The sequence below is a fragment of the Herbidospora sakaeratensis genome (assembly GCF_001570525.1).
Classification (GTDB): Bacteria; Actinomycetota; Actinomycetes; order Streptosporangiales; family Streptosporangiaceae; genus Herbidospora; species Herbidospora sakaeratensis.
In genome coordinates this window covers 126,421-146,064 of sequence record NZ_BBXC01000025.1, presented here as the reverse complement: position 1 = coordinate 146,064, position 19,644 = coordinate 126,421, and the positions used below count along the sequence as shown (strand labels likewise).

Genomic DNA, 19,644 nt, shown 5'->3' with positions numbered 1-19,644 from the left:
CGCCGACCCCCACCCCGACCCCGACGCCCACGCCGACCCCCACCCCGACCCCCACCCCGACGCCCACCCCGGGCGGTAAGGCGTGCGCGGCGACCTACCGGATCATCAACCCGTGGGGCGGCGGCTTCCAGGCCGAGGTCGCGGTCCGCAACAGCGGCAGCGTCGGACTCACCGGCTGGCGGGTGAACTGGACGTTCGCCAACGGCCAGACCATCACCCAGTTGTGGAGCGGCAGCCACACCCAGTCGGGCGGCAACGTCCAGGTGACCAACCTCAACTGGAACGGCAACCTCGCCCCGAACGCCAGCACGAACTTCGGCTTCACGGCCAACTCCGGCAGCACCAACAACGTCCCGTCGGTGACCTGCACGGCGCTGTAGTCCCCTGAACTCTGCGGGCTGCGCCGAACCACACCCGAGCACCCCCGCAGACCGAGGCCACTCGTTCCGGCCCAGAAGCCCGGAACGGGTGGCCTCTTCCATGCCCGCGGGGACCGGCTACTCCTCCCCCACGACCGCCACGCTCCCGGCCGCCTCGGGGCCCTCGGTCAGCAGCACCCCGAAGCCCTCCTCGTCGAGGATCGGCACCTTCAGCGCCACCGCCTTGTCGTACTTCGAGCCCGCGTTCTCGCCCACCACGACGAAGTTCGTCTTCTTGGACACCGACGACGTCACCTTGCCGCCCCGGGCGGTGATCGCCAGCGACGCCTCGTCGCGGCTGTGCCTCGCCAGGGTCCCGGTGACGACGAAGGTCAGCCCGGCCAGCGTCTGCGGTTGCCGGTCGACGGGTTCGGGGTCTTCCATCCGGACCCCCGCCGCCCGCCACCGGTCGACGATCTCCCGGTGCCAGTCGACCTCGAACCACTCCCTGATGGTCTCGGCCACACGTGCGCCGATGCCCTCGACCTCGGCCAGTTCCTCGGCCGAGGCGTCGGCGATGGCCTGGATCGAGCGGAACCGCCCGGCCAGTTCGGTTGCGGTGGGCAGCCCGACGTGCCGGATCGACAACGCCACCAGCACCCGCGCGACCGGGGCGAACTTCGCCTTCTCCAGGTTCTCGAGCATGGTCAGCGCGGTCTTGGTGGGCGCGCCCGACTTGTTGGCGAAGAAGGTGACCTGCTTCTCCTCGCCCGTCTCGGGGTCGAGCCTGGGCAGGCCGCTCTCCTGGTCGCGGACCGTCGACGTGATCGACAGCAGCTGCTCGACGGTCAGGTCGAACAGGTCGGCCTCGGTGCGGACGACCGCCTCGCCGTCGGCCGGCCGCTGGGTGAGGGCGGTGGCCGCCTCGTAGCCGAGGCCCTCGATGTCGAAGGCGTTACGGCCCGCGGCGAAGAAGATGCGCTCGCGCAGCTGCGCTGGGCAGGCCCGGGTGTTGGGGCAGCGCAGGTCGGCGTCGCCCTCGCGTTCGTAGGCGAGCTCGGTGCCGCACTCGGGGCAGTGGGTCGGCATCACGAACGCCCGCTCGCCGCCGTCGCGGAGGTCGGCCACCGGCGCGACGATCTCGGGGATCACGTCGCCGGCCTTGCGGAGCACGACCGTGTCGCCGATCAGCACGCCCTTGCGCGCGACCTCGGACGCGTTGTGCAGTGTCGCCCGCTCGACCGTCGACCCGGCCACGACCACCGGGGTCATCATGCCGAACGGGGTGACCCGGCCGGTCCGGCCGATGCCGACGCGGATGTCGAGGAGCTTGGTGGTGACCTCTTCTGGCGGGTATTTGTAGGCGATGGCCCACCGGGGCGCCTTGCTCGTCGAGCCCAGCTGCCGCTGCACGTCGACCCGGTCGAGCTTGACCACGACGCCGTCGATCTCGTATTCGGTGTCGTGGCGGTGTTCGGCGTAGTGGTCGACGAACCCCTGGACCTCGGTCATCGTCGCGACGACCCGGTAGCGGTCGCTGACCGGCAGGCCGAACGACTTCAGCCGGTCGTACATGTCGGACTGGGCCGTGGGCGGCGCGGCGCCCTCCCACTTGCCGACGCCGTGGACGATCATGCGCAGCGCGCGGTGGGCGGTGACGCGCGGGTCCTTCTGCCGCAGCGACCCCGCCGCGGAGTTGCGCGGGTTGGCGAAGGGCGGCTTGCCGGCGTCCATGAGCTCCTGATTGAGCTTCTCGAAGCCCCACACCGGCAGGAACACCTCGCCCCGGACCTCCATGAGGTCGGGCACGTCGTCGCCGGTCAGCCGTTCGGGCACGTCGGCGATGGTGCGCACGTTGGGGGTCACGTCTTCGCCGACCCGGCCGTCGCCGCGGGTGGCGGCCCTGACCAGGCGGCCCTTCTCGTAGACGAGCGCGACCGCCAGCCCGTCGATCTTCAGCTCGCACAGGTAGGGCGCGGGATCACGCTCGGCCAGCCGCTCGGCCCGGCCCTGCCAGGCGGCCAGGTCGGCCGCGTTGAAGGCGTTGTCGAGGCTTTCGAGCCGCTGCAGGTGCTCGACGGCGGTGAACTCGGTCGAGATCGGCGCGCCGACCTTCTGCGTCGGCGAATCGGGCGTGCGCAGCTCCGGACGCCGCTCCTCGATGGCGGTGATCTCCCGCATCCAGGAGTCGTATTCGGCGTCGCTGACCGTCGGCGAGTCGAGCACGTAGTAGCGCCAGCTCGCCTGCTCGATCAGCTCCGTGAGCTCCGAGTGCCGCCTGCTGAGCTCGGCCTCTTCCGGACTCGGCTCCGGCGCGGTCTGCTCGGTCATGCCCCGCTCCCCTCATCGCGACTCAGGGAAAACCTATCGCCGCCGACCGACTTTCCCGTGCTCAGCCGCCCTGCGCCCAGACCCCCTCATAAGCGGAGCAACGCCCGGTGACCGCCGTGGCCGTGCCCCGGCAGACCCGCGCCTCGACGCTGAGAACGTGTCCGGTTTTGAGGGTGACCGTGCTCCATCCGGCCTTACAGGTCTTGTACGACTTGTACACCGTTTTGCCGCCATCGGTCAGGTACCGGAACCGCACCCATGAACACGAACCGCCCGCCGTGGCGTCGTGGAGCCGCCCGGTGATCTTGAGACCCGTGGCGGTGGAGACGATCTTCCCGTTCGTGACCCGGCCCTTGCCGTCGGCCGACTTCACCGGCCCCCAGTGCCAGGTGTCGGCGGCGGCCGGAGCCGCCGCGACGAGGAGCCCGGCCAGCACCGCGCCCATGACCAGAAATATCCGCATAGTGCAGGAATACCGGGCCACGCTTGCAATCGGATGTACTCCTACTCCTCCTCCGGGTCCTCCCGCAGCACCCGGGCCGACTCCCGGCACTTGGCCAGCGCCGCCTTCGCGTAGGCGGGCGAGGCCCCCGCGAGCCCGCAGGCCGGGGTGAGCACGACCTGGTGCGCCAGCCCTTCTGGCCGGAAGCCCAGCCGCCGCCACAACTCCAGCGCGGGCTTGGCGACCACGCCGACGTCGGGCAGCCTGCTGTCGGTGCCCGGCACCACGCCCAGGAAGAAGGCGGTCCCGGCCTCGATGGCCGCCCCGAGCGCGTCCTCGTCACGCCGCCGCAGGAGCCCCGCGTCGAGCGAGATGCCCTTGGCCCCGGCCGTGCGCAGCACCTCGAACGGCACCGCGGGCGCGCAGCAGTGCACGATCGGGAACTCGGCCGCCGCCAGCACCTGCCCCAGCCGCGCGGCGGCCAGCGGCCCCTCGACCGCCGCGAGCCGCGAGAACCCCGACGCCGTCGGCACCGTCCCGGCCAGCACGCCCGGCAGCCCCGGCTCGTCGACCTGCACCACGAGAGAGGCCCCCGGAACGCGTTTCCGCACGTCGGCGATGTGCGCCGCGAGCCCCTCTGTCAGCGAGTCGGTCACGTCGCGGACCGCCCCCGCGTCGGCGAGGATCTTGTCGCCGTAACGCAGCTCGACGGCCCCGACGAGGGTCCACGGCCCGCAGACCTGGATCTTCAGCGGCCCGGTGTACCCCTGCGCGACCTCCTCCAGCGCGTCGAGGTCACGCAGCAGGTGATCACGCGCCCGCTTGTGGTCACGCCCCGGCCGGTCGGCGACGCGCCAGCCCGAGGGCTGCACCTCGACGGCCAGTTCGACGAGCAACGAGGCGGTACGCCCGATCAGGTCGGCCCCCACCCCCCGCGCCGGCAACTCGGGCAGATAAGGCATCGGCAGCTCCCCCAAAACGGTGCGGAGCGCCTCGAAATGATCTTCGCCGGGGTGGGAGCCGACCCCGGTGGCGGTGGCCTGGTCCCATGGGTACGAATGCACGAGGACTAGCTTAGGAATTATGAAGCTCACCAAACTCGGCCATGCCTGCTGGCGCTTCGAGAAGGACGGCCGCACGTTCGTCCTCGACCCGGGCAGCTTCAGCGGAACCGGCCTGCTCGACGGCGCGGAAGCCGTCCTGATCACCCACGAGCACGTCGACCACCTCGACGTGAACCTGATCAAGTCGGCAAGTCCCGACCTGGAGGTATGGACCTGCAACGGGGTCGTGAACACCCTCGGCGAGGTCCCCGTCAAGATCCAGACGGTCCGCGAGGGCGACGTCTTCGACGTGGCCGGCTTCTCCGTGCGCGTCATCGGCGAATGGCACGCCCCGACCATCCCCGACGCCCCGATCATCCAGAACGTCGGCTTCCTGATCGACGACCGCGTCTTCTACCCGGGCGACGCCCTGACCGACCCGGGGGTGCCCGTCGAAACCCTGCTGGCCCCGTCGAACGCGCCGTGGTTGCGGGTGTGGGACTTCATCGAATACCTCAGGACCGTCCGGCCCGACCACGCCTTCTCGACCCACGACGGGCTGGTCAACGAGGTGGGCCAGGGCATGATCGACAACTTCATGACGATGGAGGGCAAGAAGCAGAAGGCCGACATGCGCCGCCTCAAGCCCGGCGAATCAGTGGAATTCGCCTGAGCCCACCCCGGAATGCCGGCACCCGAACCCATCCAGGGAACTCGGCGCGTGATCCCACCAGGGAAGCCGGCACCCGAAATCCATCCGGGAAGCGGCGCCGATCAGCCTGTGGGCAAGCATCACGACGCCCAAGATCCGTCGTCGCGGCGCGCACCGGGAGCGGCCAGCCCGCGCCGGATTCAACGAGGGCCGGAAACGGCGGTCGGGGCCGGCCGGGCGGAGCCGTAACGGAAAAAGAGATCTACGCGGCGGAGGCGATCGTGGCTGAGCCGATGACGGTGTCGCCGTCGTAGAGCACAGCCCCCTGACCAGGCGCGACGCCGGTGGCAGGCGCTTCGAGCGTGATGTGCACGTCGCCCTCGCCGAGCCGCACCCGCGCCGGATAGACCTCGCCGTGCGCCCGCAGCTGCACCGAGCACCCGATCTCACCTGACGAGGTGTCGACCGGCCCGTTCCAGACCGGCTTGGTCGCGACGATGGACGTCACCTCGAGCGCCGCCCGGGGCCCCACGGTCACCGTGTTGGACACCGGCTCGATCGACAACACGTAGCGCGGCCGCCCGTCGGCGGCGGGCCGGTCGATGTTGAGGCCCTTGCGCTGCCCGACCGTGTAGCCGAACGCGCCGCCGTGGGTGCCGACGACCTTGCCCGACAACGCGTCGACGATGGGCCCCTCGGACTCGCCGAGGCGGTCGGCCAGGAACGCCCGGGTGTCGCCGTCGGCGATGAAGCAGATGTCGTGGGAGTCGGGCTTGTCGGCGACGGTCAGCCCCCGGCGGGCGGCCTCTTCGCGCACCTGGGCCTTGGTCGAGTCGCCCAGCGGGAAGATCGCGTGGGAGAGCTGCTCGCGGGTCAGCACGCCGAGCACGTAGGACTGGTCTTTGCCCTCGTCGGGCGAGCGCCGCAGCACCCCGTCCTCAAGACGGGCGTGGTGGCCGGTCGCGACGGCGTCGAAGCCGAGGGCCAGGGCCCGGTCGAGCACCGCCTCGAACTTGATCTTCTCGTTGCAGCGCAGGCAGGGGTTGGGAGTGCGCCCGGCGGCGTATTCGGCCACGAAGTCTTCGACGACGTCGCGGTGGAACCGCTCGGCCATGTCCCAGATGTAGAAGGGGATGCCGATGACGTCGGCGGCCCGGCGGGCGTCGCGCGAGTCTTCGACGGTGCAGCAGCCCCGGGCGCCGGTGCGGTAGGACTGCGGGTTGGACGACAGCGCGAGGTGCACACCCGTCACATCGTGGCCGGCCTCCGCGATTCGGGCGGCGGCCACGGCCGAGTCGACGCCGCCGGACATGGCGGCGAGCACGCGCAGAGGCTTGAATCCCATAACCCTTCGAGCCTACCCGCGTTGGCGTCCTGCCCGTCCTGCTGGTTGGATTGCACGCCATGCGGTTGTTCGGGCGCAAGAGCGAGCCGGTTGACCCGGCGGTGGCGATCTCCGAGTTCTGGACGTGGTGGGCCGAGACCCGCCCCCGGGTGGAGGCCGCCGACGACAAGGCGGAACTGATGGCCCCCGCCGTGGCGGCGATCGACCCCGGCCTGGTCTGGGAGGTCGGCAACGGACGGGGCAGCCTGTTCTCCCTGACGGTCAGCTCGGCCGCCAACCCGGAACTGCGCTCCGTGGCCCACCGCTGGGCCCAGGCGGCCCCCGAACCTGACGCGATGTGGGAGTTCCATCCGTCGCGGCAGGCCGCCTCGATCCCGGCCGACGTGCGGTTCCCGGCCGGCCCCCACGAGTTCGACATGGCCCGGTTCGTGGTGGCCCTGCGGGTGCCCCCGGGCAGCCCGAGGGTCGACATCTCGGCCTATCACCCGATCTTCGAGGACATCGACGACGACACCCGCATGGACACCGCCATGCTGGCCCTCGACCGCCTCCTCGGCGAAGACGAGGTCGCCCGCTGGGTCGGCGACGTCACCGCCGCCCAGATCGAGCCGATCGACGCCCTCCCCGCGATCCACCTCCCGGCCGTGGTCGCCGACGTCGCCGAGGGCTTCCAGGACGAACAGTGGGCCCTGCTCGAAGGCACCACGGCCCGCGGCAAGAAGCTCACCGCGACCGCCAGGTTCCCGCTGCGCCCGGTCGACTACCCCCTCTACGACCAGCACATCGCCGTCACCCTGCCCTACCGCAAGTCAGACGGCGACGGCCTCCCGGCCGGCGACTCCCTCGACGCCCTCAACGCCTTCCACCAGACCCTCACCGCGGCCCTGGGCCCTGCGGTCGTCGCCGCCCACGTGAGCTCCGAGGGCGTGCGCACCTTCCACGTCTACGCCGACCCGACGGGCACCACCGAACGCGCGGTCAGAGACCTGGTCTGGAAAGAGGGCCGCCCCGCGATCGTCGTCACGATGGACCCGGAATGGTCCGCCGTGGCTCACTTTCTTACCTAGCGCGTGCTCCGCACGCGCGGGCCTGAGCGCTTTTGATCCGGTGTCTTCCCTCGTCGCTCCGGTTCGCTTCGCTCTCCTGCGCTCCTCAGTCCAGACACCGGCGCGCTCAGGCACAGCACAAGTTGACCTGGCCAGAAAAGCATGAGCAGACCTGGTTTTCCGAACGTCAGGAGAGGCCGGCTCGGCGGGCCCGCTCCACGACGCCGCCGATGACCTCGCCGACCCATTCGACGTCTTCGACCGTCGAGGTGTGACCCAGCGAGAACCGCAACGAGCCGCGTGCCCGTGCGCCGTCCTGGCCCATCGCGAGCAGCACGTGAGACGGCTGCGCGACCCCGGCCGAGCAGGCCGAGCCGGTCGAGCACTCGACGCCCTTGGCGTCGAGCAGCATCAGCAGCGCGTCGCCCTCGCACCCCGGGAAGGTGAAGTGGGCGTTGCCCGGCAGCCGCTGGTCGAGGTCGCCGTTGACGACCACGTCGGGCACGGCGGCCCGGACCTTGGCGATCAGCAGGTCGCGCAGCTCGGTCAGCCGGGCGGCCAGCGCGGCCCGGCGTTCCACGGCCAGGTGGACCGCCGTGGCGAAGCCCGCGATGGCGGGCGCGTCGAGGGTGCCCGAGCGCACGTCGCGCTCCTGGCCGCCGCCGTGCAGGACCGGCACCGGGTCGACGCCGCGCGCCAGCAGCAGCGCCCCGACCCCCATCGGGCCGCCGACCTTGTGCCCGGAGATGGTCATCGCGTCGACGCCGGAGGCGGCGAAGTCGACGTCGAGCTGGGCGACCGCCTGCACGGCGTCGGTGTGGAAGGGCACCCCGGCCTCGTGGGCGATGGCCGCCAGCTCGTGGATCGGCTGGACGGTGCCGACCTCGTTGTTGGCCCACATCACGCTGACCAGCGCGACGTCGTCGCCGATCGCCGCCTTCAGCGTCTCGGGCCGCACCCGCCCCTGGGCGTCGACGGGCAGCAGTTCGACCCGCGCCGCCTGGTGGTCGGCCAGCCAGTGGGCCGGATCGAGCGCGGCGTGGTGTTCGATCGAGCTGAGCAGCACCCGGGGCCGCCGCCGCGCCCAGAACAGCCCCTTGATCGCGAGATTGTCGGCTTCGGTCCCCCCGGCCGTGAACACGACCTCACTGGGCCGGGCCCCGAGCGCGCAGGCGATGGTCTCGCGCGACTCCTCGACGATGCGCCGGGTGCGCCGCCCCGCGGCGTGGAGTGAAGAGGCGTTTCCGACCCGGGAGAGCTCCGCCACCATCGCGGCGACCGCCTCGGGAACCATCGGCGTGGTCGCGGCGTGATCCAGGTAGGCAGTTCGCACCAAACAAGCGTATCCGCAGTGAACTCCGACTCCACCGCGGGGAATTGGTGGTCGCCCACTACGGCCCGGGCCGTAAGGGCGACCTGAATCGGTCTGCCCGCCGGACAGCCCTTGGAAACCCCTCGTTCACGTGGTGGAAAGGCCGAAAGACTGCGCTCCGTTACGGCTCCGCCTGGCCGGCGCCCCCCGCCGCCGAGCCTCGGGCGCCGCACCCCACGCCACCCGGCCGCGCCCGCTCCCCGCCGCAACGCCCCATGGCGACCACACCCGAGTGCGACGCCCCCCGCGACACGAAGAAGGGCGCCGAGACCGAAGCCCCGGCGCCCTCAGGAACGCGGACTACTTCCGCTTGGTGATCTCGTCGATCAGCTGCGGCAGCACCTTGTGCAGGTCGCCCACCACGCCGAAGTCGGCGATCTCCCAGATCGGGGCCTGCCCGTCCTTGTTGATCACGACGATCGTCTTGGCGGTCTGCATGCCGGCCCGGTGCTGGATAGCCCCGGAGATGCCCGCCGCGATGTAGAGCTGCGGCGCCACGGTCTTGCCGGTCTGCCCGACCTGGAACTCGTGCGGGTACCACCCGGAGTCGGTCACCGCGCGGGACGCGCCGACGGCCGCGCCGAGCGAGTCGGCCAGCTGCTCGATGATCGAGAAGTCGGCGCCCACGCCGCGTCCGCCGGAGACCACGATCGCGGCCTCGGTCAGCTCGGGACGGGAGCTGGTCTTCTCCTTCACCCGCTCGACCACCCGCGCCCCGCGGGCGGCGTCGGAGAGCGCGACGTCGACCTTCTCCTCCGTGCCCGCGCCGGCGGTGGCCACCGGCTGGGTCGAGTTGGGCCGCAGGGCGATGATCGGGGTGCCCTTGGCGACCTTGCTGTGCACGATCACGCCGCCGCCGAACACGGGCTGCTCGGCGACGAAGCCCTCGGCCACGCCGACCGCGTCGGTGATGACGCCGCTGTCGGTCTTGATGGCCAGGCGGCCCGCGACCTCCTTGCCCTCGGTGGTCGAGGCGATCAGGACCGCCGCCGGGGACCGGCTGCCGACCAGCGAGGCGAGCAGTTCGGCCTTGGGGGCCACCAGGTGGTCGGCGATGTCGGCCGAGTCGGCGACGTAGATCTTCTCCGCGCCGTACTCCGACAGGCGCGCCTTGGCGACGTCGGTGTAGCCGGGACCGGCCCACACGGCCGACGGCTCGCCGAGCGAGCGGGCCAGGGTGAGCAGTTCGAGGGTGACCTTCTTGATCTCGCCGTCGACCTGTTCGACGAGCACCAGGATCTCTGCCATTGCCAACCCTCCCTAGATGAACTTCTTCGACACGAGGAACTCGGCCGCCTTGGTGCCGCCGTCGCCCTCGTCGTTGACCACGACGCCCTTGCCGCGCGGGGGCGCGGGGGTGAAGTCGGCGACCACGCTCCAGGCGGCGGCGAGGCCGATCTGGGCGGGGTCGATCTCGGCGTCGGCGATGCCGATCTTCTCGATCGGCTTCTTCTTGGCCGCCATGATGCCCTTGAACGACGGGTAGCGCGGCTTGAAGGGGTCGGGCTTCTCGACGACCGACACGACGGCGGGCAGCGTGGCCTCGACCTTGTCGTAGCCGTAGTCGGTCTGCCGGTGGATGCTGATCGCCGAGCCGGAGACCTCGATCTTGCTGGCCAGCGTCAGCTGCGGCACGCCGAGGCGCTCGGCGAGCATCGCGGCGAGCATGCCGGTGCGGGCGTCGGTCGACTCGGAGCCGAGGATGACGACGTCGAACCCGATCTTCTTGAGCGCCTGGGACAGCGCGTAGGAGGTCGAGAGGGCGTCGGAGCCGTGCAGCGCCTCGTCGGACAGGTGGACGGCCTTGTCGGCGCCCATCGCGAGGGCCTTGCGGATGGCGTCGGTGGCCTGGTCGGGCCCCATGGTGAGGACCGTCACCTCGCCGCCGTAGGCCTCTTTCAGCTTGAGAGCGTCTTCGACCGCGTATTCGCAGAGCTCGTTGATGACCCCGTTGGCGCTGCGGTCGATCGTGTTGTCATCGGACCGCAGCTTGCGCTCGGTCGCGGTGTCGGGAACCTGCTTCACGCAGACGACGATGTTCATGGCCGGTGGCCGACCTCCCGTACTCAGACGGCTGACGCCGCAGCGGACGACTGGCTATTTGTTACCCACGGGTAGCTTACTCACAAACCCCGCGTACGGTGCACTTGCCCTCACCATACCGAACTATGTTCTGGAAGCGTGAGGGCGGGGGGTGGTCAGCTCGCGAGGACGAGCACGCCGAGCGCGAAGAGCACCGCGCCGACGGCCAGCAGCAGAATAAACGTGCTGAAGAAGGTGCTCAGCACCCACCAGAGCACGATCGAGCCCGCGATGGCCGACAGGTCGAGGACCACGCGGCCCTTCGCCTTGGCCGCCAGGCCGAACATGGCGTCGATGAGGAGCGCCAGACCGTACACGACGAGGAGAAGGAGAGAGGCCTCGGGCAGGTGCTCGCGGCCGGTCGCGGCGAGCAGGCCGACGACCGCGCAGGTGCCGATCACCCAGCGGCGCCGCACCACGTCGCGGCGGCGGGCGAAGGCGATCTCGGCCGGCGAGCGGGTGTCGGGCGGCGGCGCGGCCGCCGCCTTCAGCTCGACGGTCTCCTCCTCGCGGTGGGCGCTCGCCGGCGCCGGGGTGACCGGGCTGACCGGCGTGACCGGGCGCTGGGCGCCCAGGCGGGCGAGCAGCTGACCGGCCGTCGGGCGGGCCGCCGGATCGGTGGCCAGGGCGTCGCGCAGGATCGGGACCAGCCACGACGGCACCCCCGTCAGATCGGGGTCGTGGTGGACGATCCGGTAGGCGACCGCCGGCGCGGGACCCTGGCCATAGATCGGACGGCCGGTGGCGGCGAAGGCGAGGGTCGTGGCGAACGCGAACACGTCGGCGGGCGGCCCGGCCTCGCGCCCTTCGAGGACCTCGGGGGCCAGGTAGCCGGGGGTGCCGACGACCGCGCCGGTGTCGGTCACCGAGACCAGGTCGAGCGCGGAGGCGATGCCGAAGTCGATGAGATAGGGCTCGCCGTCGGCCAGCATCACGTTGGCCGGCTTCAGGTCGCGGTGGACGACCCCCGCGTCGTGGATCGCCGCCAGCGCCTCGGCCAGGCCGCGCGCCAGCCGCAGCAGGTCGGCGCCGTCTTCGACCGGGCCCTCGGCGACGATCGTCGACAGGGCCCGGCCGGGCACGTAGCGGGTGACGATGTAGGGCCGGTCGCCGTCGAGCGACACGTCGAGCACCTCGGCGATGTGCGGCCCGCGCACCCGCAACATCGTCTCGACCTCACGCGACAACCGGGTGATGGCCGAGCCGTCGGCCACTATGTGGGGGTGCAGCACCTTGACCGCGACGGTGCGGCCCTCGGCGTCGAGCGCCAGATGCACCTCACCGAACCCACCCTTGCCAAGGGGTGACAGCAGCCGATAGGGACCGGCGTTTGAGACGCTCGACTCCACCGGCTGCTCCCTTCAGGATTCACGAGTCATCGTGCCCCGTCGCGGGCTCTGGCTCACTTTCCGACGAGGAAACCCAATCCGATCTGGCTCATCAGGTCTTCGAACAGGCCGGTGATCAGGTTGACCGCCGTGTCCTGTCCCTTGCCGAGACTGGCGACCAGGTCGTCGATCACCGCCGACGGGGGCCGCCAGGGCGTCCAGACGGCTTCGGCCGACAACGCGGTCATCACGATGAAGAACGCCAGCGTGCCGAACACCAGGGTGACCACCATGCCGGCGCCGGGGCTGCGGATCGCGCCCGCCAGGGCCCGCTGCACCGCCTGGCGCGGCTTGCGCCCGCCCGGCAGCAGGAACAACCCGCCCACGAACGCCGCCGCCGCGTAGGCCGCCGCGCCGTCGGTCGTCAGCCCGCCCAGGTAGCGGCAGGCCCCCCACACGCAGATGCCGAACAGGATGCCCAGCGGCACGTGGACGAGGGTGGCCAGCACCGCCTTGACGAGCGCCCAGGGGGTGCCGAGCACGGCCCGCATCGGGTCGGAGTTGCTGGTGCCCCGGATCGAGCGGCGCTCGCTCAGGTCGCCGACGAGCGAGTTGCCGACCCGCAGGCACAACACCAGCACGATCGCGAACAGGCTCACCATCACCGGCAGCAGGCACGCCGCGCCGACCAGGGTCGCCAGCATCAGCCCCGCCATGACGGGGTGGCTGGTCTTGTAGCGCGGCCGGTCCTGCTCCGGCTGCGCCGGCGGCGGGGCGTAGGGCCGTGCCTGCGGCGGGGCCGGTCGCTGCTGCTGGGGCGCCGGGAAGCCGGCCACCCGCTGGTCGGTGTACTGCGGCGGCGCGAACTGCGGCGGCGGCTGGTAGGGCGGCACGTTCGCCGGGACGTAGGGAGGCGGCTGGCCGGCCCCGCGCCGCCGCGACTCCTTCTGCGGCCGCGGCTCGCGCTCGGGCGCGACGTAGTTGACCGGCGGCAGCAGGTCGGAGAAGGTCTCGTCGCGCCGCGCCCGGGGCACGGCGTCGTCGAGCACGCGGGTGCCGTCGCTCAGCACCCGGGTGCCGTCGTTGAGGACGCGCGTGCCGTCGGTGAGCACCCGCGTCCCGTCGTTGAGGATCCGGGTGCCGTCGGCCAGCACGCGGGTGCCGTCGGAGAGCACCCGGGTGCCGTCGGGCGGCTGGTTCTTCTGGACGGCGGTGCCGCCCTCCTTGAACACCGTCACCGACGGGTCGAGGGCGCGCGAGAGCTTCAGCAGCGACCCGGCCGTCGGACGGGCGGTGGAGTCGGTCGCCAGGGCCAGCCGCAACCAGCCGCGCAGGAACGCGGGCGCGGCGTCGACCTGGGCCTTGCCCTCCAGGATGTTGTAACAGACCGCCTCGAAGGTGCCCTGGCCGAACGGCGGCTTGCCCGTCGCGGCGAAGAACACGGTCGCGGCCAGCGCGTGGACGTCGGCCGCCTGGGTGATCTCGCTGTCACGGATGATCTCGGGCGCCAGATAGCCGGGCGTGCCGACGAACATGCCCGTCTGGGTGAGCCGGGTGGCGTTCACCAGGTGGGCGATGCCGAAGTCGATGACCAGCGGTTCGAACGTGCCGGATCCGTCGTCGACGAGCATCACGTTGGCCGGCTTGAGGTCGCGGTGGATGACGTCGGCCTGGTGGATGGCCACCAGCGCCTCGCACAACCCGCGGGCCAGCTTGGTCAGTTCGTCGCCCTTGAGCGGGCCGTCTTCGAGCACCCGCTGCTCAAGGGTCCGGCCCGGCGCGAAGCGGGTGACGATGTAGGGCGTGGCGCCGGTCAGGTCGGCGTCGAGCACCGCGGCGACGCGGCTGCTGCGCACCCGGCGCATCGTCTCGACCTCGCGGGTGAGACGGTCGCGCGCCTTCAGGTCGGATGCGACGTGTGGGTGGAGGACCTTCACGGCGACTTGGCGATCGTCGGAGTCGAGCCCCAGATGGACGACGCCCATCCCGCCCTCGCCAAGTCGCCGGAGCAATCGGTATGGACCGATCCGCTCCGGTGCTTCCGTTGCGGCCACCTATGACCCCCCTAGTCCTGATTTCCGCAGTTGTTCCAGCCGTTGTGTCAGCTCCGGCAGGTCGAAACCCCAGATCAAACCTGCCGTATGAATGTCGGAACTGAGCGACAACAGCGCGACTCCTGCGAGGACCACCGCCACCACCCCCACGATGGCCGCGACCCCGATCGCCATACCCCTGGTGGGGAACAGCGATGCCAGCGTACGGCGTACCTGGCGGGTGGGGGCCTCGACGGCGGGGCCGGCGCAGACCGTCCAGAGGGCGACCGCGACGCCCCAGCCGAGAGTGGCGGGGATGTCCATGTTCGTGAGCACCGTCAGCAGCAGCGTGACGGGGATGCCGAGGATGAGGCCGTAGAAGATGAGGCCCAGCGTCGCCCCGGCCGACCTGGCCAGCGCGGCGGGCTCGTTGAGCACCCGGAACACATCGCCGGCCGCCGCGCTGACCTGCCGCTGGCCGTTGAGCTGCGGCTGGGCGATGTCGGCGGCCCGGAAGAGGATGACGCTCGGGATGATCAGCAGCGCGGCCAGCGTCGGCGCGATCGCCGCGCCGCCGAGCAGCGCCACCTGCATGAGCACGCTCGCCACGCCGTAGGCGCGGGAGCGCTGCAACATGGCGCCCGGACGCGCGCTCGGGTTGTGCAGCGGCGGGGGCGGCGGGACGCGCAGCGTCTCCAGGAACGGCGCCGGCTTGGGCTGGTGGACCTGCGGGGTGCGCTCGTAGAGCTCCGCGGGCTGCTCGAAGAGCGCCTGCTGCGGGTTCTGCTGCGACTGGCGCAGTTCCTCGGGCCGGACCCGGCGCGTGGGCAGGTCGCCGTCGCGTGGTTGCTCCCAGCCGCCCTGACCGGCCCGGCGGGTCGGCATGTCGCCGTCGTTCCAGCCGCTCTGCTGACCGGGCATCCGCGTGGGGACGTCGCCCTCGCCGGACAGCCCGGCCCGGCGCAGGTCGTCGCCGGTGACCCGGACCGTGGGGAACGGGTCGCCACCGCCCCGGCCGGGCACGTGCCCGGGACCGGACGGGTTGACGGCCTGCCGCGGCGCGGTGGGCTCGGCGAGGCCGGGATTCGCACCGGGGTTCTGACCGGGGTTCGGCCCGGTGTTCGGGTGGCCGGCGAGGCCGGAAGGACCGGTCCCGTGCTGATGGGCGGCGCTCTGGCCGGTCTGCCCCGGATAGCCGGCTGCGCCGGTGCCCGGATGAGCCGGTGAAGGCCTTCCGGCACCGGGGCCCGTCTGGCCCGGGTAGCCCTGGTTCGGGCGGTTCGGGTGGCCCTGGGTCGGGCGGACGTCGCTCGTCGGGATCGGCTCGGCCGGGGGCTGGTGGCCCGCGTAGGGGGTGTCGTTCAGGAGGGAGACGTACTCCTCCTGGGTCGGCTGGCGGCGCACGACCGGGGTGATCAGCGGGTTGGCCTTCTGGCCGGCCACCGGCTGGTTGACCTGGTCGTTCGACGGGGGCCGCGGCGTGGGCGGCGGGCCGTCGACGCCGAAGACGGCGATCGGCTGGCCGTGGTCGTCGATGTTGGGGACCGTGGTGACCTCGTCGGGCACCCGAGGGCGCCGCGCCTGCGGCATCAGCCGGGCCACCTGCTCGCGCAGCTCGACCGCCCGGGGGCGGCGCGAGGGGTCGCGCTGGAACGCCGCGCGCAGCACGGCCTGGATCACCGGCGGGGCGGCGTCGACGTTGGCCTTGCCCGACGTGATGTTGAAGAAGATCATCTCCAGCGTGCCCTTGCCGAACGGCGGCAGGCCGGTCGCGGCGTAGAGCAGGGTGCCGGCCCAGGCGTGCACGTCGACCTCGGGCCCGGCCTCGTGACCTTCGATGATCTCGGGGGCCAGGTAGCCGGGGGTGCCGATGAACATGCCGGTCTGGGTCAGCCGGGTCGCGTCGACCGCCTGCGCGATGCCGAAGTCGATCAGCACCGGGTCGCCGTCGAGCATGAGCACGTTGCCCGGCTTCAGGTCGCGGTGGATGACCCCGGCCGCGTGGACGGCCGACAACGCGTCGGCCACGCCGTAGGCGATCTTGAGCAGACCTTCGACCGACATCGGGCCGTCGGTCTTGATCAGGTCGTCGAGGGGTTTGCCGGGGACGTAGCGCGTGACGATGTAGGGCCGCTGGCCCGTCACGTCGGCGTCGACGACCTCGGCGATGTAGGGGTTGCGGACCCGCCGCATCGTCTCGACCTCGCGGGAGAGCCGGCGGCGCGCGGTGTCGTCGCCCGCGACCTCCGGGCGCAGCACCTTGACGGCCACCTGCCTGCCGTGAGGGTCGAGGGCCAGGTGGACCACGCCCATGCCGCCTTCACCGAGCCGCCTGAGCAGCCGGTAGGGGCCAAGTCGGTCGTCCTGATTCATGCCTTAAGCACCATACCGACTAAAACACCGCCCATGAGTGAACCATCAGGCCACATTCCTGCCCTGTACAACGGCAGGATTGGTCCAACGGTTTCCCACCCTACGGTCACAAAGTGAGCAACAGCACCTCGCCCTGCGTGGCGGTGACGAGATCACTACCGGAAAGCGCCAGCTTGGACCGGCGAAGGCCGCTGCCGACGACGACGAAGTCGCGCCGGGTCACGTTTTCGTCAACGAGCACCGGCCAGCCCTCGGGCAGCCCGATCGGGGTGATTCCGCCGTATTCCATCCCGGTCAGCGAGACGGCGTCGTCCATGGGCGCGAATGAAATCTTGCGGGCGTCCAGGTGACGGCGGACGATCCCGTTGATGTCGGCCCGGTGCGTGGCCAGCACCATGACGGCCGCGTAGCGGGTCTCGCCGCCGCGCTTGGCCGCCACGACGACGCAGTTGGCCGAGTCTTCGGGGGCGACGCCGTACTGCTCGCAGAAGGCGGCGGTGTCGGCCAGGCCGGGGTCGATGGCGGTCGCCCGCAGGTCGATCTTCAGGTCGGGCACGGCCTTCGCCACCGGTTCGGCCAGCAGATCGAGGCGGTCGGCGGCGGGCACCCAGTCGAGCATCAGTTCTCCTTCAGCGCCCTCTCGTGGATCGAGAGCACTGCCTTGCGTGCGGACTCGAAGGCCCCAGCCTGCCAGGCCACCAGGCCGGTCAGCCAGTCGCCCGCCAGGTAGACGCGCCCGTGGGCCGGCGGCACGCCCTGGAGGCCGACGTTCATCATGCCCTCGACGTGCGGCCGGTTCGCCCACGACATCGAGACGGCCGACAGCAGGTCCTTGCGGTAACCGGGCCCGTGGACCTGCTCGCCGGCGCGCAGCGCGCGGTCGAGGCGGGCGGCCGGCGACAGGACGTCGTAGACGGCGGCCTGGTCAGCCACGGTGTAGTAGCCGACCAGCAGGCCCCGGCGTTCGTGGAAGCCGTGGGAGGGGTACCAGATGCGGCCGATGTCGAGGTCGGTCTCGCTGGTGCCGCCGTAGATGTTCTCGTCGAGCTCCCACCAGCGGCGGCCGTACTCCAGGCCGATCTTGCCGCCGGCCAGGAGGAGGCCCCCGCCCAGCTGGAAGACGAGCTCCTGTGGGAGCGAGCTCGGGATGCGGGCCAGGATGTGCGGGGGCAGGGTGGCGACGCAGTAGTCGGCCCGGACCGCGCCGTTGCGGTGTTCGACGACGACCTCGCGGCCGGTGTCGGTGATCTTCGTGGCCGGGGTGCCGGTTCTGATGCGGTGGCGGCCGACGTTGGCGACCAGGGCGTCGACGATGCGGTCCATGCCGCCGACCGGCTGGAACATGGGCATGGCCTGGTCGTGGGCGAGGTCCCAGGTCAGCGCGTAGGGGATGCGGTAGCCCAGCACCTCGCCGACCGACGGGATCGGGCCGGGGGCCGCGCGGCGCTCGCCGCCCTCGTAGGTGAGCTGCTCGCCGAGCTGGCCGAACTCGCGCAGCAGGTCGAGCAGGTTGGTCTTGTCGGCCGCGGTCAGGTCGGCGTCGAGCGCGCCCTGGTTGGCGACCTTGGCCAGCAGTTCCGACAGGTGGCCCTGGGTGTCGGCGCGGGCGGTGCGCAGCCGGATCGACTTTCCCGAGGTGTGGACGTAGGCGTCGGCGTTGGAGTTGACGAAGATCTCCAGGGGCACGCCGAGCTCGCGGCAGTAGTCCATGGTGATCATCCACTGCGCGATGCGGGCCGGGCCGGCGTTGAAGTAGGTGCCCTCGCGGAAGGCGGCCCGCTGGGTGACGCCGCCGATCTCGGCGAGCTCGTCGCCGCCGCGGATCGTCAGGTTCCGGCCGCCGACCTTCTTCGCGGCTTCCAGGATCGTGACGTCGTACCCGGCCTTGAGCAGTTCGTAGGCGACGGCGAGACCGGCGACGCCGGCGCCGAGGATCACGACGCGTTTGGGCGAGCGGCCGGTCAGGGTGAAGTCGCCCGGCTGGGGGGCGGTGTAGGCGCGGGCCTGGCTCGACGGGACCAGCCCGAGCGCGCCCATCGCGGCCAGCATGGCGCCGGCTCCCCCGGCGACGCCGAGCCCGTGGAGGAGAGCCCTGCGGCTTAACTCACCTGTCACCCATATACACCGCTTCCGCACGCGACCTGGCCGGCGATCATGGCGTACAGCCCGAAGAGTGCCATGATCTCCCGGTAGTCGGGCGTTGTGAACTCGGTGTTCCTTGCCGATTTGCGCCGGGTTCCCGGGATGATCGCGCAGGCCGAGGCGATGGCGGTGCTGTTCCACTCCACTTCGAGCGTGTACGGCGGCTCGATGACATAGGGCCGGAAGTCGGGCAGCCGGTTCAGCGCGGTGAAGGTCGACTCCTCGATCTTCCGCTGCGCCACCGCGATCGGCAGCAGTTCGGCGGCGAACATGTCGATGCCCTGCTTGACGGCGACCGTCTCGACGTCGCCGAGCACCTCGCGCGCCTCCTCGCAGACCGCGACGTCGCCGGTGACCAGCACGACCGGCACCCCGACGAACCCGGCGTACGCGGCCACCAGCCGGGTCTCGCCGCAGATCTCGCCGTTCAGCCAGACGTTCTGGATCTCCTTGCCCATCCACGTGTGATTGAGCACGCCGTGGGAGACCCCGGCCCGCGCGTGGTAGCCCGCGAAGATCGCGGCGTCGAAGCCCTCGGTGAGGCCCTGGCCCATGCGGTGGGGCTTGCCGGGGCCGCGGATCAGGGTGGCGCGGGAGTCGAGCTGGTCGATGCGGAGGTTCCTGGTCGAGCCGTGGGCGTCGTTGACCAGCACCTGCGTCGCCCCGGCCGCGAACGCGCCCCGGATGACGGCGTTGGCGTCGCCGGTCATGAACTCACACCCGCGCTCGTAGCCCCGGCCGCCGTGGTGCATCTCCTCGGGGTCGGTGAGCCCGGTGACGCCCTCCATGTCGACGGACAGGTAAACCCGCATCAGTAGCTCCGCAATCGATCGACCTCACGGCGCAGCGCCACCACTTCCCGGCGGAGCATCTGGATCTCCCAGAGCGCCTCCTTCATGTCCTGCGCGTGGTCGGCCCGGGTGACGTACCGGGCGTCGACCCGGACGCGGACGGCCCGGCGCAGCCGGGGCGGGGCGAGCACGCGAAGCATGAGGCGGAGGACGGACCGCATGAGCGGCAACCCTAGCCGGGATGCGAGGAACGTTCCGCACCCAATGGTCACAATAACCGCACGGGCCCGGTTCCCCCGCCAGGG

At 71.4% G+C, this 19,644-nt stretch carries 17 protein-coding genes; 3 read left to right on the top strand and 14 right to left on the bottom strand.

Annotation, left to right across the window (positions count from 1 at the left end; translation table 11 throughout):
* A partial coding sequence (locus tag AW271_RS35300; protein WP_174553137.1) for a cellulose binding domain-containing protein occupies positions 1-380 on the top strand: 380 nt, incomplete at its 5' end.
* A 117-nt stretch (positions 381-497) separates the two neighbouring features.
* Here the strand turns inward: AW271_RS35300 and ligA are convergent.
* From ligA to AW271_RS35285, 3 genes are all read right to left on the bottom strand, one after another.
* A complete protein-coding gene (ligA, locus tag AW271_RS35295; protein ID WP_062342188.1) occupies positions 498-2,690 on the bottom strand; it encodes an NAD-dependent DNA ligase LigA in 2,193 nt (730 codons plus the stop codon).
* 61 nt (positions 2,691-2,751) lie between these two features.
* Complete coding sequence (locus AW271_RS35290; RefSeq protein WP_157554960.1) at positions 2,752-3,153, bottom strand: hypothetical protein; 402 nt, start codon at positions 3,151-3,153, stop codon at positions 2,752-2,754.
* A gap of 41 nt (positions 3,154-3,194) precedes the next feature.
* Positions 3,195-4,196 (bottom strand): methionine synthase, encoded by a 1,002-nt coding sequence (locus AW271_RS35285; RefSeq protein WP_062342184.1) that lies wholly within the window; start codon positions 4,194-4,196, stop codon positions 3,195-3,197.
* A gap of 19 nt (positions 4,197-4,215) precedes the next feature.
* Here AW271_RS35285 and AW271_RS35280 point away from each other — a divergent pair, with 19 nt between their 5' ends.
* Positions 4,216-4,848, top strand: coding sequence for an MBL fold metallo-hydrolase (locus AW271_RS35280; protein WP_062342183.1), 633 nt, complete (start codon positions 4,216-4,218; stop codon positions 4,846-4,848).
* 241 nt (positions 4,849-5,089) lie between these two features.
* On the opposite strand, the gene mnmA is transcribed toward AW271_RS35280, so the two are convergent.
* A complete protein-coding gene (gene mnmA / locus AW271_RS35275) occupies positions 5,090-6,172 on the bottom strand; it encodes a tRNA 2-thiouridine(34) synthase MnmA (protein ID WP_275935792.1) in 1,083 nt (360 codons plus the stop codon).
* A 59-nt stretch (positions 6,173-6,231) separates the two neighbouring features.
* Between mnmA and AW271_RS35270 the strand changes: the two genes are divergently transcribed.
* Positions 6,232-7,239 (top strand): DUF695 domain-containing protein, encoded by a 1,008-nt coding sequence (locus tag AW271_RS35270; RefSeq protein WP_062342181.1) that lies wholly within the window; start codon positions 6,232-6,234, stop codon positions 7,237-7,239.
* A 166-nt stretch (positions 7,240-7,405) separates the two neighbouring features.
* On the opposite strand, the gene AW271_RS35265 is transcribed toward AW271_RS35270, so the two are convergent.
* The 10 genes from AW271_RS35265 to AW271_RS35220 all read right to left on the bottom strand — a co-directional run bounded on the left by AW271_RS35265 (position 7,406) and on the right by AW271_RS35220 (position 19,560).
* Positions 7,406-8,551, bottom strand: a complete 1,146-nt coding sequence (locus AW271_RS35265) for a cysteine desulfurase family protein (protein WP_083977692.1) — start codon at positions 8,549-8,551, stop codon at positions 7,406-7,408.
* Between the two features lie 339 nt (positions 8,552-8,890).
* Positions 8,891-9,838 (bottom strand): electron transfer flavoprotein subunit alpha/FixB family protein, encoded by a 948-nt coding sequence (locus AW271_RS35260; RefSeq protein ID WP_062342177.1) that lies wholly within the window; start codon positions 9,836-9,838, stop codon positions 8,891-8,893.
* 12 nt (positions 9,839-9,850) lie between these two features.
* Positions 9,851-10,633, bottom strand: a complete 783-nt coding sequence (locus AW271_RS35255; RefSeq protein WP_062342175.1) for an electron transfer flavoprotein subunit beta/FixA family protein — start codon at positions 10,631-10,633, stop codon at positions 9,851-9,853.
* A gap of 155 nt (positions 10,634-10,788) precedes the next feature.
* Entirely contained in the window at positions 10,789-12,021 is a 1,233-nt protein-coding gene (locus tag AW271_RS35250; protein WP_062342173.1) for a serine/threonine-protein kinase, read from the bottom strand.
* A gap of 53 nt (positions 12,022-12,074) precedes the next feature.
* Positions 12,075-14,054, bottom strand: a complete 1,980-nt coding sequence (locus AW271_RS35245; RefSeq protein ID WP_062342171.1) for a serine/threonine-protein kinase — start codon at positions 14,052-14,054, stop codon at positions 12,075-12,077.
* Positions 14,055-16,406 carry a serine/threonine-protein kinase gene (locus AW271_RS41755; RefSeq protein WP_218008256.1) on the bottom strand — a complete coding sequence of 784 codons (2,352 nt, stop codon included), beginning with the start codon at positions 16,404-16,406 and terminating at the stop codon, positions 14,055-14,057.
* A 106-nt stretch (positions 16,407-16,512) separates the two neighbouring features.
* Positions 16,513-17,025, bottom strand: coding sequence for a YbaK/EbsC family protein (locus AW271_RS35235; RefSeq protein WP_062342167.1), 513 nt, complete (start codon positions 17,023-17,025; stop codon positions 16,513-16,515).
* Positions 17,025-18,521, bottom strand: coding sequence for a flavin monoamine oxidase family protein (locus tag AW271_RS35230; RefSeq protein WP_062342166.1), 1,497 nt, complete (start codon positions 18,519-18,521; stop codon positions 17,025-17,027). Before AW271_RS35230 ends, AW271_RS35235 begins: the two co-directional genes overlap by 1 nt.
* Positions 18,518-19,360 (bottom strand): M55 family metallopeptidase, encoded by an 843-nt coding sequence (locus tag AW271_RS35225; RefSeq protein WP_062342163.1) that lies wholly within the window; start codon positions 19,358-19,360, stop codon positions 18,518-18,520. Before AW271_RS35225 ends, AW271_RS35230 begins: the two co-directional genes overlap by 4 nt.
* On the bottom strand, positions 19,360-19,560 hold the full coding sequence (locus AW271_RS35220) for a hypothetical protein (protein WP_034386164.1): 201 nt from the start codon (positions 19,558-19,560) through the stop codon (positions 19,360-19,362). Before AW271_RS35220 ends, AW271_RS35225 begins: the two co-directional genes overlap by 1 nt.
* Positions 19,561-19,644 lie beyond the last annotated feature (84 nt).

Coding starts and splice junctions, on each gene's coding strand:
- AW271_RS35280 (WP_062342183.1), top strand. CDS start 4,216: ATGAAGCTCACCAAACTCGGCCATGCCTGCTGGCGCTTCGAGAAGGAC.
- AW271_RS35270 (WP_062342181.1), top strand. CDS start 6,232: ATGCGGTTGTTCGGGCGCAAGAGCGAGCCGGTTGACCCGGCGGTGGCG.
- AW271_RS35260 (WP_062342177.1), bottom strand. CDS start 9,838: ATGGCAGAGATCCTGGTGCTCGTCGAACAGGTCGACGGCGAGATCAAG.
- AW271_RS41755 (WP_218008256.1), bottom strand. CDS start 16,406: ATGAATCAGGACGACCGACTTGGCCCCTACCGGCTGCTCAGGCGGCTC.
- AW271_RS35220 (WP_034386164.1), bottom strand. CDS start 19,560: ATGCGGTCCGTCCTCCGCCTCATGCTTCGCGTGCTCGCCCCGCCCCGG.
- ligA (WP_062342188.1), bottom strand. CDS start 2,690: ATGACCGAGCAGACCGCGCCGGAGCCGAGTCCGGAAGAGGCCGAGCTC.
- AW271_RS35255 (WP_062342175.1), bottom strand. CDS start 10,633: ATGAACATCGTCGTCTGCGTGAAGCAGGTTCCCGACACCGCGACCGAG.
- mnmA (WP_275935792.1), bottom strand. CDS start 6,172: ATGGGATTCAAGCCTCTGCGCGTGCTCGCCGCCATGTCCGGCGGCGTC.
- AW271_RS35235 (WP_062342167.1), bottom strand. CDS start 17,025: ATGCTCGACTGGGTGCCCGCCGCCGACCGCCTCGATCTGCTGGCCGAA.
- AW271_RS35290 (WP_157554960.1), bottom strand. CDS start 3,153: ATGCGGATATTTCTGGTCATGGGCGCGGTGCTGGCCGGGCTCCTCGTC.
- AW271_RS35225 (WP_062342163.1), bottom strand. CDS start 19,360: ATGCGGGTTTACCTGTCCGTCGACATGGAGGGCGTCACCGGGCTCACC.